General features: G+C 40.5%; 11 protein-coding genes. All 11 read right to left on the bottom strand.

What is annotated here, in order from left to right; translation table 11 throughout:
* Positions 1-80: 80 nt before the first annotated feature.
* The 11 genes from ACFSGI_RS19145 to ACFSGI_RS19095 all read right to left on the bottom strand — a co-directional run bounded on the left by ACFSGI_RS19145 (position 81) and on the right by ACFSGI_RS19095 (position 15,461).
* Positions 81-683 carry a TetR/AcrR family transcriptional regulator gene (locus tag ACFSGI_RS19145; protein WP_204825813.1) on the bottom strand — a complete coding sequence of 201 codons (603 nt, stop codon included), beginning with the start codon at positions 681-683 and terminating at the stop codon, positions 81-83.
* 233 nt (positions 684-916) lie between these two features.
* The gene (locus ACFSGI_RS19140; protein WP_204825812.1) at positions 917-2,425 is read right to left on the bottom strand and encodes an efflux RND transporter periplasmic adaptor subunit; all 1,509 of its coding nucleotides are present in this window, start codon (positions 2,423-2,425) and stop codon (positions 917-919) included.
* Between the two features lie 52 nt (positions 2,426-2,477).
* Positions 2,478-4,016 carry a DHA2 family efflux MFS transporter permease subunit gene (locus tag ACFSGI_RS19135; protein WP_204825811.1) on the bottom strand — a complete coding sequence of 513 codons (1,539 nt, stop codon included), beginning with the start codon at positions 4,014-4,016 and terminating at the stop codon, positions 2,478-2,480.
* Positions 4,017-4,030: 14 nt separating this feature from the next.
* A complete protein-coding gene (locus ACFSGI_RS19130; RefSeq protein ID WP_204825810.1) occupies positions 4,031-4,684 on the bottom strand; it encodes an HlyD family secretion protein in 654 nt (217 codons plus the stop codon).
* Between the two features lie 80 nt (positions 4,685-4,764).
* Positions 4,765-5,307: a PadR family transcriptional regulator gene (locus tag ACFSGI_RS19125; protein ID WP_204825809.1), complete on the bottom strand. Its 543-nt coding sequence runs from the start codon at positions 5,305-5,307 to the stop codon at positions 4,765-4,767.
* 296 nt (positions 5,308-5,603) lie between these two features.
* Positions 5,604-7,535: a PTS fructose transporter subunit IIABC gene (locus ACFSGI_RS19120; RefSeq protein ID WP_204825808.1), complete on the bottom strand. Its 1,932-nt coding sequence runs from the start codon at positions 7,533-7,535 to the stop codon at positions 5,604-5,606.
* Positions 7,536-7,550: 15 nt separating this feature from the next.
* The gene (locus ACFSGI_RS19115) at positions 7,551-8,429 is read right to left on the bottom strand and encodes a ketose-bisphosphate aldolase (protein ID WP_204825807.1); all 879 of its coding nucleotides are present in this window, start codon (positions 8,427-8,429) and stop codon (positions 7,551-7,553) included.
* An 18-nt stretch (positions 8,430-8,447) separates the two neighbouring features.
* A complete protein-coding gene (locus ACFSGI_RS19110) occupies positions 8,448-10,313 on the bottom strand; it encodes a BglG family transcription antiterminator (protein WP_204825806.1) in 1,866 nt (621 codons plus the stop codon).
* 231 nt (positions 10,314-10,544) lie between these two features.
* Positions 10,545-10,916, bottom strand: coding sequence for a DMT family transporter (locus tag ACFSGI_RS19105; RefSeq protein ID WP_204825805.1), 372 nt, complete (start codon positions 10,914-10,916; stop codon positions 10,545-10,547).
* Positions 10,916-11,464, bottom strand: coding sequence for a TetR/AcrR family transcriptional regulator (locus tag ACFSGI_RS19100; protein ID WP_204825804.1), 549 nt, complete (start codon positions 11,462-11,464; stop codon positions 10,916-10,918). Before ACFSGI_RS19100 ends, ACFSGI_RS19105 begins: the two co-directional genes overlap by 1 nt.
* A gap of 124 nt (positions 11,465-11,588) precedes the next feature.
* Complete coding sequence (locus tag ACFSGI_RS19095) at positions 11,589-15,461, bottom strand: glycosyl hydrolase 53 family protein (protein ID WP_204826297.1); 3,873 nt, start codon at positions 15,459-15,461, stop codon at positions 11,589-11,591.
* Positions 15,462-15,781 lie beyond the last annotated feature (320 nt).

Here is a 15,781-nt window from a genome sequence, read left to right as displayed (position 1 = left end):
CACAATACTGAAAATAATGACGATAAACAGCACAAAAAAAGCCACTTCATCTATAGAAGTGACTGCTGTTTGCAAAATGATCAGATCGAATTTTTTTGTAATGTCTGCAAAGGCCCTTTTACAAACAAATGAGCCATTTGAGTAGCCATAAATTCTGCTGAGTAAGGCATCATCCCTGTTAACCATTGCGTAATCAATCCTACATTGGCTGTCGCCACATACGTAATCGCTATATCTTGAGTGATCTGTTGCTGAGGATCGGCAGAGAAATGTTGTCCGATCACTTCATTGAGATTGTTTTTGATAAGCTGGATAAGTTGAGATTGAAAAGAAGGTAACCCTTTATCACCAAGCATCACTTTAAAATAAGGCTGATAACGAGAAATAATCGTAAGCACGCGCAAAAATAACGCTTCTAACGAGTGAATATCTAAGTTTACTTTTTTCATATCATTTACTTTGACTTCATCTTGGAGTGAAGTGAGCATATCCGTCATACTTTGATCTAATAGATCGTATTTATCCCGATAATGCTGGTAAAAGGTTGCCCGATTAATCCCTGCTTCTCGGGTCAGATTTTGTACCGTTATGGCATCGAATCCTACTTGTTCGATTAGCTTAATCAATGCTTCTCGTAACCAACTTTGTGTGCGTACTACACGTAGATCATTGACATTAACCATATTTTCTCACCGTCCTTGGTGTTTAAGTGGAGTCGTTGACATATAAATTATCTTATATATAGACATAAACTCCTTCATATCATATCTCTAATGTACACTTATTAGAAAAGAGAATGAAATACAAATATAAGCCACTTCCTCGAATATACTTCATGTACTTACACGACAAAAAAACCGCTCTACAAAATCATAGAACGGTTTTTAGTATAAATGAATGTAGTACACTGAACAATTTAATCTCCACTGACTGTAACAGTGCTCTGATCACTAAGTAACGCAATATTGTTCTGGATCACTTTGTCGCCATCTTTCAATCCACTGGTAATCAACGTTTGAGAGCCCATTTCACTGCCTACTTTTACTTCTTTACGAATCGCTTTGTTATTGACAGCTACATAGACATAAGAAGTGTTACCGTCTTTTTGAATCGCTTTGGTAGGCACAATAATGCCTTCTTTAGCATCTTTACCGATAAAGCTTACATCGGCTAACATCCCCGGTTTGAGCTTATTATCTGCGTTGGATACAGCCACTTGAACCGGATAACCATTGCCGCTACTATCAATAGAATTAATATTTTTTACTTTACCTGTTGTCAAAATGTTCGATGAAGCTACACGTACCTGTACACGATCTCCTGCTTGGATATTATTGATCTGATCGGCGGGTACATAAATTAACATATTCACAGTACTGAGATTCGCAATCACTAACGAAGGCGCAGAAGGAGCGACCATTTCACCTGTTTCTGCATTTTTAGTTGTAATGATGCCATTAATCGGTGAAGTCACTACAGCATTTTTGAGGTTATCTTGAGCGATATTTACATTTAATCGGGCTTGCGCTACTTTTTGCTCGCTTGCCGAGATACCTGCTGTACTTTGAGCGACATCCAGTTGACGTTGCGCATTACTGTAACCGCTATTGGCATTCTCATAACTGCTGGTAGCATTTTCATATGCACTCTGAGCAGTCGATAATCCTTTTTGCGCAGTACCTAATGAGTTCTGAGCAGCGACCAGTTGTTCTTCGGCATTAGCTTTGGTATTAACAGCATTCTGATAAGCCGTTTGCGCAGTGACTACAGCCGCGGTTACCTGTTCTAATTCTGCTTGTGTAGCTAGACCGTTATTGAATAATGATTGAGTACGTGATGCTGTTTTTTGTGCATTGGTTACGTTCTCTTGCGTTTGTCTGATTGTATTCGTTGCTGTAGAAACAGCGGTTTGCGCTTGTTTTAGTGCGGTCTGAGCTTGGTTTACCCCTGCTTGTGCTTGATTGATACCGCCTGTCGCTTGATCGATTGCGCTTTTGGACGAAATGACGCCACCTTTTGAACTCACTACGCCTGAATTGGCAGACACCATACCGGATTCACGTGAATCTTTAGCAGTAGTCACCCCTGCCGCCGCCGCTTCCACATTCGATTGGGCAATTTGGAGATTGTTACGAAGATCGTCGTCCTCTAATTTGAATAAGACCTGACCTTTTTTCACTTCTGTTCCAATATCGACAGAGATTGCAGACACTTTACCGGATATTTTGGGCATAATATTGACTGTTGCTGATGGCGTTACCGTTCCTGTATAGATTTCACCTTGTCCGATCATACCTTTTTGTGCCTGACTCACTTTGACAGTAACATTCATATTCTGAACAGGTTCACCACTGGAACAACCCGCTAACATCATACTACTTACTAATAAGGCGGCGGCTGTAACTTCCCACTTTTTAATTTTCATCGCTTCTTTCCTTTCTATAGAACGTTCCTGAATACATTTATCTTTTCTCACCTTATGCTTTGGCTAAAATGATTTCTTCTTTAGGTTCTTTTGGTTTGCGTCTGCTTATAAATAATAAAATCAATGGAATCGAGCAAAATAGCGGAATCGACGAGATCACAAATGTATCTGCTATTCCGCGCGAGTACGCATCCAGTGAAATCATCCCGGTTAACGAAGATACCCATGAACTACCGAGTGTCGATTGTAGCGTCTGTGCACCATCTGTCGTAATCGATTCTGCAATATGCTGACCATGTAAAGCGGTTCGATTTTGCATAATAAACGTTAAAATCGCAATTGCAATCGAACCGGCAATAGTCCGAATCAGATTGGATGCCGCTGAAGCATTAGCTACTTTTTCTGGTGCAACAGCATTCATACCTACTGTAGACAACGGCATTAGACACATGCCGATTCCGATACCACGTAGAACAGTGACCGTTTCGAACCATGTACGAGAAGTCTGAGGAGACAGGCTATACATATGGAATGTCATCAGACTGGTTAACGTCAAGCCCACCAGACCTATGGGTACAATACCTATCTTATCCAGTAGCTTCCCTGCAAATGGCATTACTATCGCCATCGCCAGTGCTTGAGGAAGTAAAATTAAGCCTGTATCGATCGCCGAGTAAGACTGCACACTTTGCAAAAATACTGGCGCCAAAAATGTACCTCCATACATCCCCATCATGACAAAGCTAGATGTAATCACACTGATCGTAAATTTATAATTTTTAAATAAAGAGACGTCGATAACCGCATTGTCTTTACCGGATTCGACAAAGATCAAAAAGATCAATGACCAGACAGAGATAAATAGCAAGCCAACAATTTCAAAAGATGTCCATCCTTTTGATGAACCATTTGATAGAGCATACAATAATGTACCTGCACATGTGCCTGCCAGTATAAATCCTAAAATATCAAATTTAATCGGTTCACTTTTGGGTGGTTCTTTGATCAATAACATCACCATAAGAATAGCGAATAATGCAATTGGTACACAGGCGATAAACAGAAAACGCCAGTTAAACCATTCGATTAAATATCCACTTAGTGTAGGGCCGATAGCAGGCGCCGCCATTGCCGAAATACCCCAAATTCCGATCGCCATCCCGACTTGCTCGCGTGGAATAATTTTATAAATAATCGTCATACTGAGTGGAATAATAACCCCGCCACCCAGACCTGCAATAATACGAGCAATAATCAGCGACATATCATTCCAAGCAAAAATACAAAAGGCTGTGCCCAGTGTAAACAATGCCAAAGCACCAAGCAGGAACTTTTTGTAGCCTACTTTGCGCTCCATAAATCCGGTTATCGGCACAATAATACCTGAAGCTAGTGTATAACCGGTAATCACCCATTGAATCCGAGTTGTGGTTGAGCCCAGATCGGTCGTTAATTGCGGAATCGCTACGTTGATCAGACTGTTATTCAGTACAGCAATAAAAGCACCAAGAACAATAGCGAAAAAAGCAAGCCAGCGTTCTTTGGAAGAGGTATCCAGAGAAGGAGCAACAGCGATTTCATTAGCAGCCATATGGACTCCTCCTTTTACTGTGTATAGATTTTTATTTCAACATTTGTACCGGGAATCAAAGTCAGTCCATCCGGTACATTTAATGCAATTTCAATCGGAATCCGTTGGGTGACTTTGTTAAAGTTACCGCTGGTATTGGTAGCAGGAATCGCAGAAAATACAGAATTGGAAGCTTGTCCGATTTTGCGAACTTTTCCTTGAATACTTTCACCTTCGATAGCATCAAGTGTGATATCTACCCGTGCTCCTAGCTTAATACGATTAATATCTGTTTCCTCGATATTTGCAGATACATATAGATTTTTCATATCAGCCATAATCGCTATTGCCGCACTGGGTGATCCCATTTCACGTTCTTTGGATTGTACTTTAAGTACTGTGCCATCAATCGGCGCACGTACAACGGATTTGCTAATATCACTAGCTTCTAGACCGGAGACATCTTGTTCAGCGATCGGTTCGTTCTTTTTGAGAATATCGCCTTCTTCTACATCAATATGATCTAAACGAGCAGTTAGCTGAGGCATCACTTTATACTGATCTGCACTGATACGTGCATCATCTGTTTTGACAAAATGGCTTCCTTGATACCAGTAGTAATAACCGAGCGCTCCACCGCTCACTACCAATAGCACCAATAAAATGATTAAAATAATCTTTTTCTTCACAAACTCCACCTCAGCAGTCTACAAGTTTTGAATAATCTACAGCTATTACATGAACCTTTTGTGCTACATCATACACACGATCAAGACTGTTGTTGTTCTAATAATGAAAGTAACGTTTTGAAAGATTTCAGTTCGATTTTTTGCTTTTCGGATTTGTAATCTCTCATAAATAACGCCATTTCTTGTTGCTCTGGGGAAATGTATTCTGGCAACGGATGATCGACGTTAGCTTCTAAGTACGCCAGCTCTTTTTCGATTTTCTCAATCACTTCGAGTGTAGAATAAATAAGCTTATTGATATCGACTAAATGTACAAATAACAACGAAGCAAATAAAGACCGCACATCGTCAGCATTTTTAAAATTTTTGTAAATCATATCTTTCAGCGCTTGTTTGCCTTTTTCGGTTATTGCGTAATTGGTTTTTTCAGGACGGTTGTCATTTTGAACCGTATTTACTTTTTGAACATATCCTTTTTTCTGTAGGGCTTCGAAATTGTAATATAGATTACCATCTGTTACGCGAACTAGATTTTCACCAGCATTGTTGATACTTTTTTTGATATCGTACGGGTGGTAATCCTGTTCATGAAGTCGTCCTAAAATAAAAATTTGTAAAGACAATAGCTTTCATCCTTTCGCTATACGTTCATTTTGTTATAAAAGACATAGATCATGTCGCTTATTTCTGCTCAATAGATGTCTTTCCCCCGAAAATATACTTTGTATAGATTACTCTGTACAGAGTAATGAACAAACTTATTCTATGTAATTTTTAGAATGCTGTCAATAGTTTTAGAAATTTAATTAGGTATACAATGTATTCGGAAATACATTGAGCTATATATAGACCAAAAGAGTAGAACCTTTTACGTGGATGTAAAAGATTCTACTCTTGGAATTAGATGTGTCTCTATCTCTTATGAAGCAGATTTAATCGTTGAAGCTACTGGCTTAGAATCAACTTGTTCTTTCGTTTGATTAGTAGCAATATACATCGGCTTTTTCAAAAAACCAATAATGCAAGCAGTAACGATAGATCCAACAGCAATACACATAATATAAAGCAATGGATTACTTGCCGCTATCGGAATAACGAAGATACCTCCATGCGGAGCTTGAAGAGAAATACCTAGCGCCATACACATTCCGCCACCGATTGCTGCACCTATAATATTGGCTGGAATAATTCGTAAAGGATCATTAGCGGCAAAAGGAATCGCGGCTTCAGTAATAAAGGATGCGCCCATTACATAAGCGGCTTTACCTGCATTACGTTCTTCAATCGAAAATTTATTTTTAAATAAAGTAGTAGCTAGCGCAATACCAAGTGGTGGAACCATTCCGCCTACCATTAGAGCTGCGGACGGTTCAAATATCTGATTCGCAAACATCGCCAGTCCAAAAGCAGACGCTGTCTTATTAATCGGCCCACCCATATCCGATGCCATCATACCCGCAAGTAAAGCACCCAACAATATCGCATTCGTGCCTGTTAAGCTATTAAGCCATCCTTGTAAGGATACGTTGATCCATGCCATCGGTGTATTGACAACAAAATACATAATCAGAGCGGTCACAAACGAACCGACTAATGGCAAAATCAGTACCGGCGATAGACTTTGCAACGAATCAGGAATCCCTTTGACTAACCGTTTGATCGCTAAAATACTATACCCTGCGATAAATCCTGCTAACATCCCGCCGAGGAATCCCGACCCGCCAAGTGTAGCCAGCATCCCACCAATCATACCGGGCGCTAGACCCGGGCGGTCTGCAATACTATAAGCGATATACCCTGCTAGTACAGGAACCATTAATGCAAAAGCTGCACTACCACCTGCTGTACTTAAAAAAGCAGCAAACGCATTATAATCAGGGCTATTCGGATCAGCCGCATGAATGCCGAACATAAATGAGAGCGCAATCAATATTCCGCCAGCGACAACGAATGGAATCATAAAGGAGACACCATTCATAATATGGCTGTAGATTTTAGGCTGTTTGAGGCGTGTTTTTTCTTTCGCTTCTTTGAGATTGGATTGACCTTGATTCTGAGCTACTCCTTTACCTGCTATCGCTTCTTCGATCAAGTCTTTGGCATGATGAATACCATTTTTGACTGATGTCTGAACCACTTTACGGTCGCCAAATACACTCATATCGACTTTCACATCAGCGGCGACTACAATGCCGTCTGCTTGCTCAATATCTTCTGCTGTTAATTCATTTTCGACACCTGTTGAGCCGTTGGTCTGTACTTTGATCTGTACGCCTAATTCTTGAGCAGCATTTTTTAGTGACTCTGCCGCCATAAAGGTATGCGCGATTCCGGTAGGGCAACCGGTTACGCCGACTATTTTTTTGCCAGCATGCTTTTTATGACTATGCAGTGCTTGTGCATCTTGTTCTTCTGCTTGTTCAAAAAGGCGTACAATCTCTTCACGATCACGCGCAAGAATCAGCTTCGCTCTGAATAATTCATCCATCAAAAACGTCGAGATTTTGGATAATGTCTGCAAATGTTCAGACGAAGAATGTTGATCAACCGCAATCATAAAAAACAGATTGCACGATTCTGTACTGTAATTAATACCGCTAAGCGATCGCCCCATAATAATCGCAGGGGCTTTGACTCCTGTAGACTTGGCATGTGGAATAGCGATCCCGAATCCCACTTCGGTAGGAACCTGTTCTTCCCGCGCCCAGATATCTTTTTTAAATTGCTGGATATCGCTCAAATAGCCGTTATCGTTTAACTTTTGCGCCAATTCATCGATCAACTCTGCTTTGGTCGTAGCTGTGACATCTAATATGATATTTTCCGGTTGTAACACACTAGAAATCTTCATGATCGATCACTCCTTTTATAGCTCTCCTAATTTGTAAAGTGGAGCTTTGCCTGTTGAGCCGAAAAGATCCATTTTTTTCTTCACTAATTCTGTCGCCGCTTGAGTCGCTTCAGGCATTAAGAAATCAGGTTCATACGCATTTGGATTCGCATCAAGTGTCAGTCTTAATTGATTGTAAAACGCTCGCTTCATATCTGTAGACAAGTTAATTTTGGCAATACCATGTTTCACTGCTTCTCTAATTTCTTCATCTGGATTATCTGAACCACCATGTAACACTAAAGGAATTTTTACTTTTTCATGGATTTGTTTGAGTCGATCGATTTTGATCGAATGGTCTTTGGTTTGCGGATAAATACCATGGGAAGTCCCTACAGCGACAGCCAGTGTATCAATACCTGTCTGTTCTACAAAAATCGCGGCTTCATCTGGATTCGTATACAGAATCTCGTCTGCTCCACCTTCAGAGCTTCCTTCATTACTACCGATCGTTCCTAGCTCACCTTCTACAGAAACATCAACAAGATGCGCTAATTCTACCGCTTCACGAGTAGCTGCAATATTTTCTTCAAATGGTAAATGGGAAGCATCCATCATGACGGATGTATAACCGTTACGAATTGAGCGTGTAATATCTTTGATACTTGCTCCATGATCGAGATGGATCACAAATGGAACTTTCGATTTGGAGGCGGCTTCACGTACATAAGCGACAAAACTATCTGTCACTAGATCAATTTCATTCGGGTGAATCTGCATAATAGCAGGAGAATTTTGTGCTTCTGCGGCATTGATAACTACTTTGACAAACTCACTATTCGCTACATTAAAAGAACCGACTGCAAATTTATTCTCGTACGCCACTTTTAGTAAATCTCTCATATTGATTAACATTTGATTGCCTCCTAAGGGTTATTTGGAAGACCAGACTTCCAAAAATTCATCGTAATTTGTAATATTGAGTAGTTTCTCTGTCATATTGGTCTGCTTGAACACATCGTAAATTTCTTCAAAAAATTTGGTATTATTCACCTTTTGATTTTTGGGTGGGATAAAAAGAAAAATGATCTGCGCCATCTTATCGCCCCACAGTATTTTTTGCTTATTGATCGCAACCAGTACACGTAATTTTTTGTTATCTCCACAATCAAATGGATGGGGCATAGCAACCAAATTTCCTATATTGGTACTCGACATTTTTTCCCGTTCCAGAATACTGGTATATAAATGTTGAATATCTCCTAATTCTGTAAGGGTTTTCAATAAATCGGTAGGTTGATCTTCATCTAAGAAAAAGAGATCATTTGGCGATAAGTAATATTTCAATAATCCGCGATTTAACTGAATCGAAATATTTTTCATATCTTCACTGGTAATCATTTCACTCACGACAATAATATTTTGAGCATCTAGATGATGTTGCTCGGCAATCTCGCTTGTGGTGATAATCGTCTCAATCCCTTCAGGTAGAAGATGAATCTCATGATTGGCGAGCAGACTATCGATTTTGATATTCGGAAAATATAGATTGATCTTACGTTCTAACAGCTTGCCCACTAACGGATTTTTACCGTAAATAATAGCGATACGTTTGCGGGTTTCTTGAGAGTTCTCGATAATACCCATCACATGGAGGGTCAAATAACCGATCTCATTTTCAGGGATTTTGATATTTAAGCAAAATTGCAATTCTTTTGCTAATACAACCGCGATATTATAAGCATTGGTATATTCTGATTTTATTTGAGCAATAAAAGGATTTTCGACAGGAAAGTAATATTTTAGTGGATATAAGGACTTGGTAATATGAGCAAGTAGTCGATCAAACAGTTCTTCGTTTTTGTAACTGACAAATCCGTATTGCTCTCCAACATGCTGGATTACTGCTTTGATTTTGGCTTCAATCTCATTGGATTGTTCATGTTCGATACTTTCACTTTTTTTCGGAAGAATCTGTAGCGCGATCAGCAGATACCCTAGATACTGATACTCGTATTCATCAAATGGAATCTTTAATTCCTGTGTCAGACGATGTAGGATAGAGCGTGCGATGCGTAATTCTTCAAAGCTTGTATGATCGAGTCGCATATCTTGTGCTGCAATCGGTTGTCCCAATTCCACACGCTTCAGACTGATCAGCACATTCACACAGATCGAAAATAATTCTTGTGAACTGAGCAATAATTGAAAGCGAGCTACTTCTTCTTCAATACAATTGTAGATAAAAGTAATCGCTGATTCGTTAAACCAATCGCCAAAATAATACTGTAGCGCTTCATCTAACGACATACGCTTGAGACAATCCGCAGTCACCAGCTTTTTGAGCAAAATCCGCTTTTCGACTTCGCTTCCTTTGAGCCGAATCCCTTGAAAAATAATCGCTTCGATCTCAATATTTTGCTTTTCGGCTTGAATCGTCTGTAATAATTTCTGTACATCTTTGCGAATCGTTTGCGTTGAAAAGTAAAGATTTTTGGCTAAATCTTCATAGGTGATAAAGTCTGTCTGTGACAGTAATGCTTTAATAATATGGAAAGCTCGCTCTTCATAATCATCTTCATTCTGATGGAGATTCGACAAGTCTCCGACAAGCTTGTATCCTTTGCGAGTGTTACCAGTGATGATCGCTTTATCTAAATAATTCTCGTTGATTTCTTTGATGTCATTGCGTATCGTTCTCGTCGTTACATCAAATAGATTAGCTAATTCGCTCCCACTCACAAAGTCATGCTCCGATTGTTTTAAATGCTCCAATAGCTTAATGTAACGTTTCCGCATTTGATTTCCTCCTCGCATTTATACTAATGCAAGCGCTTTATTTACACCAAGCCTATAGTGTTTCCTAATAGTTAGGAAGTGATTCGTTGTTTGTTCTATGATACCTACCTTTTTAATATCTAAGGCACTTCACTATTTAAGAATCTTTTTTGAAAAAGGAACAGCAAAAAAGCCAACCTTGATACAGGCTGGCTTGGGATGAAGATAAGATTCACATTTTTTGATTGAATTTCACTTCTGAGCGATCGAACTTGTTGTTTCTGTCGTTCCTTTTGCTTCACCGTGTCCTGCACCGAATAGATTCAATACCACGACTCCAACAACGATAAGCGCTATGCCTACAACACTTCCTGTATTGATCTTTTCTTTCCAGATCAGTACAGAGATCAATGCTGTCGCTACAGCTCCTACACCCGACCAGATCGCATACGTCATATTAAGTGGCAACGTTTTGAGCGTTAACGAAATAAAGTAAAATGATACCACAAACGCAACAATCGTCAGCAATGTTGGATATAACTTGGTAAATCCTTCAGAAGCTTTGAGCATCGATGTTCCAATCAATTCACCTATAATCGAAATTGCCAAAAAAAGATAAGCCATTATGATTGCTCCTTTATATCATTTCCTAGTTTTTCAATAATCTGCTTTTGTAACTTGGCATCAGGTGGAGCCAAATTAAACATACCTGCAAACCACAATCCATCTACAACTAATCGCACCATTGTTGCACGTACCGGATCAAGCTCATCATGCTCTAGTTTATGCTGAATATCTTTGTAATCTTCTTGCAGTAATTTGAGCATTTTAGGATGGGTAAAGTGAGCGGCTGAGAGGGCTGTATATAGTCCATCTACATCCTGCTCTTCTGAAAATGAAGTCTCTACATAAGCGCGTGTCCATTTTCCTTTTGGATCAGGATCATGTTCTGCTCGTTCATGTAATTCTCCGACAAAATGATTCGACAGACGTTCCACCATCCCCAAAATCAATTCTTCTTTGTTCGGAAAATGATACAGTAGTCCACCTTTACTAATGCCTGCTTGTTTGGCTACAGCTTCTAACGTTAATTTGTCTACGCCTTCTTCACGCACTACTTGAGAAGCGGCTTTGAGAATCATGTCTTTTTTTAACTCTTTTTTAGTTGTCATTGTTATCACCCACTTTACTATACCGTCTGGACGGTTTTATTTCAAGTAAAGTTTAAAACTATTTTATAAAAAAACGTTCCAGCATAGAGCCAGAACGTTTGTTGATCATCTTATTTTATTGTTTTTACGGAGTCTTTGCTGTTGCAGCCATAATATCTGCAAATGCCCAGTGAGATACTGGAACATCTGACCATGTTGACACTGTTGTACCTGTTACAGGCGCTATCTTCAATATCCGATTGAACAAAGTCACTGCTTCCGCACGACTTAATGTCTGATTAGGCTTGAATGTTCCATCTGGCATTCCTTGCATGTAACCAGCTTGTTCTACTTGAGCAATGGCTGTAGTCGCCCAGTGCCCTTGGGTATCTGCAAAAGTTGCTCCTGTTCCACTAAGCTTCATCCAACGTGCGATAACGGTTGCGATTTCAGCTCTAGTGATCGGACGTTCTGGTGCAAATGTGTTCGGACTATCCCCTTGCATCCAACCTGCGCTGGTCACTGCTTGGATCGCTTTGGTACTCCATTTGCCAGCCACTACATCCGTATACGTTGGTATCTGATTCGATACACTTGATGATGCTAATGAATCTCCTCCCAGACGGAAAAGAATAGAAGCTAACTCTGCACGTGTCACTTTGCCACCTGGTTGGAAAGTTCCGTTAGGATATCCTTGCATATACGATTCTGTTACCGGAGCACTGTCTACTTCTTTGCTAGTCGGCAGAGAAGGCTCTAGATGAACAATCGTAAATGTACTGAATTTGCTGACCTTAAATTGTAGCGCGGATGGTGTATTGGCTTCCGACACTACGGTAGGCTGTATCAGTTCTTTCGTTCCATCGCTATGCTCGATATAGATCATTAAAAGATTTAGAAATGCCTGACGATCTGTTGTCGATGCTGGCAAAGATTGCTCTGGTAAAGGAAGAACTAGATTCACTGCTGATCCTTGTACATTCGTATCGATCTGTACAGGAGTACCGATCACCTGTACAGTTCCATTGCCGATCGCAGTCTGTACCAGACTATCTTTTTGTACACGATCTTGTACTGCTTGTATTGCATTATCCTTTTGCAAAGGACGTATCGTAAATTGACGATCTTCGTTCACTGTAGACAATGTAGAGACAGGTAAGCTCAATTGTACATGATGAGTATACACTTCTAGATTGATCTGATTATCTGCTAAAATTTGAGCGGTTGCTTGAGGTAAGCCAAATTGTAATTCGCTCACTTCATTGTTGGCATCCGGCATCACTAGACGGATCGTTGATTTACCGGTTGCTTTTACTTGTTGCACCGTTTCTTGCGCTTGGGATGCTTCGTAATTGACAATGTCTTTTTTGGTGCCGTCTGCTAGTGTAGTACGCTTGATCGTCATATTAGCTAACGATGTACTATTTGCCCCGCCGTCTACATAAGCTGTAATATTCTCTGTCGCTACCGAAGAACCGCCACCACCTTTACTGGAAGAATGACCCGTGGTCGGTGTAGGCACTGGACTTGGCGACGGTGTTGGTTCTGGACTCGGAACAGGATTAGGGACAGGTGTTGGAGTCGTTCCACTATCCGGTGTTGTAGCGTCTAACTCGCGTACAAATGTTAAGTAGAAATCGTCTAATGATCCCCATGCTCCGCCGCCTGCTTGAATCGTAGCGCCTGCTGTTAACATTCCATCGGTTACTTTAATCTCTTTCAGTTCAGGCTGATTCCATTGCACCCAGCCTTTAACGCCTGTCTCTGCTTGTACTTCTTGTCCACCAGTGGAAGCAAACAAAGCCATCTTCGATAGATTCGCTTCGCCACCTTGAATCGACATCGAGAGATGATAATAACCTGGCTTCAATCCTTGTACCGTCTGTTGTACTTTAAAATTCACCCCATCGGCTGAATAGAAATGAAGCGAGTACTGACCGGATTTGGCATCTGAAGCCTTATTCTGAAAATCAGTATGTGGTGCACTTCCATCACCATACGTAATCTTCCACATACTGCGATCATTTTGTTCAAATCCACCATTAAGAAGTAGATTCGGACGACGAATATCCAATATCGCTTGAGCAACATGTCCACCGATCGTTGTTGTGCCTGTGATCGTATACTGACCTGCACCTTTGCTTATTGCTTCTTGTAATGCTTGCTGATCCCAGTTCACCGATAATGTACCTGTACTGCCATCGTTGTAGGTGGCGGTCACTACCGTAGGTAAAGTGATAGGATCACCTGCATTAGCAGTGATATTTACAGTCTGGATCTGATCGACTTTGAGTGCTGCGACAGCTCCTGTATTTACATATTTGAATACATTCAGTGAAGGTAAGGGATGACCTGCAAAATCAAACAATGCTTGATTATCGACAGCACTACCGCCATACCATTTTCCTGCGTCATCTGGATCGTATTCTGCGGCATAACTAGACGCCCAGCCTGATCCATATTGTTCCCACAGTTTTTTATTTTGTTCTAGATTTTCTTTGGGCCCTACAGGTAACCATGCAGGCTCCCAGTAAAATACACCGATTCCTGCATCTCCAACTTGCGATACCGCATTGATCACATTACGCACCGATGTGGCTTGCCCTTGAACACTGATCGGGTAATCCAGTGTCTGGCCAGAACTGCGAGGTGCTGTATTTTCATGTCCGTCACCATCTTCAGCAGTATACGTATAAGACGTTTCAGCAACCATTACTTTTTTGCCATACGTATCAGCGACTTGCTTCAATACCGAAGTTAAATTGCTCAGTGTGCCATGCCAGAACGGATAATATGAACTAGCAAATACATCATAGTCTACCCCTTGCTCCGAAAGTGCTTTGGCATAAGAAAGATAACGCCCCGGTGTCTCTGGATTGGTAAAATGCAGAGCGATTAGAATATGAGGATCTACTGCTCGAATCGCCTGACTGCCTTGATTGAATAATTTACTGATATTGACCCAGTTATTTTCACCGATAAATGATTGGTTGGTCTCATTACCGACTTGCACCATTCCTACATCGATTCCTGCGTCAATCATCTGTTGCAAGCTAGTTTTGGTGTAGGTATAGACGGCTTGCTCTTTATCTGCGAGAGATAGATTTTCCCACGCTTTCGGGGTATGTTGCTTACCCGGATCTGCCCAGAAGTCAGAATAATGGAAATCGACTAACAATTTCATTCCATTTGCAGTTGCCCGTTTTCCCATTTGGATCGCTTTGGTAAGATCATTATCTCCGCCACCATATCCTTTGCCATCAGCGGTATACGGATCATTCCATATACGGACGCGCACATAGTTGACGCCGGATTGTTTTAACGTGGTGAATATATCTTGCTCTATCCCTTGTTCATTATAAAAACGCACTCCACTTTGTTCTAGTGAAATAATACTTGATACATCGACACCTTTGATAAAATCAGATTTCAATCCCTGTACTTTTTGCACAAAAATATCTGCTGTTACAGGGGTAGCTGTATCGGTGCTTGTCTGCTTCAACTTCACTGCATCAATGTATCCCCATGCTCCTGCTCCACCTGTTATTTTCGCTCCGATTTTTAGAGCCGACGTTGGCTCGGTCAGAACAAATTTCAACGTTACAGTACCCCACTGATTATAGCCTGTTGTTGCCACTTCTTTACTTTGCTCATTGCCTGCGAACAATAGAACATGACCTGCTTCTGCTCCTGCACCACCCATCGACTGTACAGACAGCTCATAACTTCCAGCCGATAAAGTAGGTACTTTTTGACTGACAGTAACTTGCTGATCAATAGTGGATTGATCGCTTATCCAATATTTGAATGCATATGTATCTTCTGATGGTGTAATAAAAGAATCATTCGCATACGCATAGCGCTGAATATCGATGAATTGCCAATCTGAAGAATCCACTTGCCACGATTGATCATTCCAAAAGTCGCTTTCAAATCCTCCATTTTGGATCAATACGTTATCATGAGTGTCTGCTGCCAAAGCAGGTGTAAGATGAATCGGTAATAATCCGATCATCATGACTACAATTAACAGCAATGAAGCTATCTTTTTATCTCTTTTCAATTGCTTATCCCCTTTCGCTATATCTATGTGTATATCTTCACATAGCACTATCACTCTACGTAAAGCGCTTACATATAACTGTGATCACTATAGCATCCTCTTTTCATCAGCGACATGGGACGATTGCAACATTTTGTGTTTTTAGACAATCATTTTAAACATGAATATCCTTTCTTTAATTCACATTGGTTATTTATGTCATTTTGAGCAAAAAAAGAACCTTTTATCTGCAATAGATGAAAGGTTCTACGATATTTGATATGGATTTTATAGGA

Source organism: Paenibacillus nicotianae, from assembly GCF_042681745.1.
Lineage (GTDB): Bacteria > Bacillota > Bacilli > Paenibacillales > Paenibacillaceae > Saccharibacillus > Saccharibacillus nicotianae.
Note: the sequence above shows the minus strand (reverse complement) of the source record. Positions and strands in the feature narration are given on the sequence as shown.

Coding starts and splice junctions, on each gene's coding strand:
- ACFSGI_RS19145 (WP_204825813.1), bottom strand. CDS start 683: ATGGTTAATGTCAATGATCTACGTGTAGTACGCACACAAAGTTGGTTA.
- ACFSGI_RS19140 (WP_204825812.1), bottom strand. CDS start 2,425: ATGAAAATTAAAAAGTGGGAAGTTACAGCCGCCGCCTTATTAGTAAGT.
- ACFSGI_RS19135 (WP_204825811.1), bottom strand. CDS start 4,016: ATGGCTGCTAATGAAATCGCTGTTGCTCCTTCTCTGGATACCTCTTCC.
- ACFSGI_RS19120 (WP_204825808.1), bottom strand. CDS start 7,535: ATGAAGATTTCTAGTGTGTTACAACCGGAAAATATCATATTAGATGTC.
- ACFSGI_RS19115 (WP_204825807.1), bottom strand. CDS start 8,429: ATGTTAATCAATATGAGAGATTTACTAAAAGTGGCGTACGAGAATAAA.
- ACFSGI_RS19110 (WP_204825806.1), bottom strand. CDS start 10,313: ATGCGGAAACGTTACATTAAGCTATTGGAGCATTTAAAACAATCGGAG.
- ACFSGI_RS19105 (WP_204825805.1), bottom strand. CDS start 10,916: ATGGCTTATCTTTTTTTGGCAATTTCGATTATAGGTGAATTGATTGGA.
- ACFSGI_RS19100 (WP_204825804.1), bottom strand. CDS start 11,464: ATGACAACTAAAAAAGAGTTAAAAAAAGACATGATTCTCAAAGCCGCT.
- ACFSGI_RS19095 (WP_204826297.1), bottom strand. CDS start 15,461: ATGATGATCGGATTATTACCGATTCATCTTACACCTGCTTTGGCAGCA.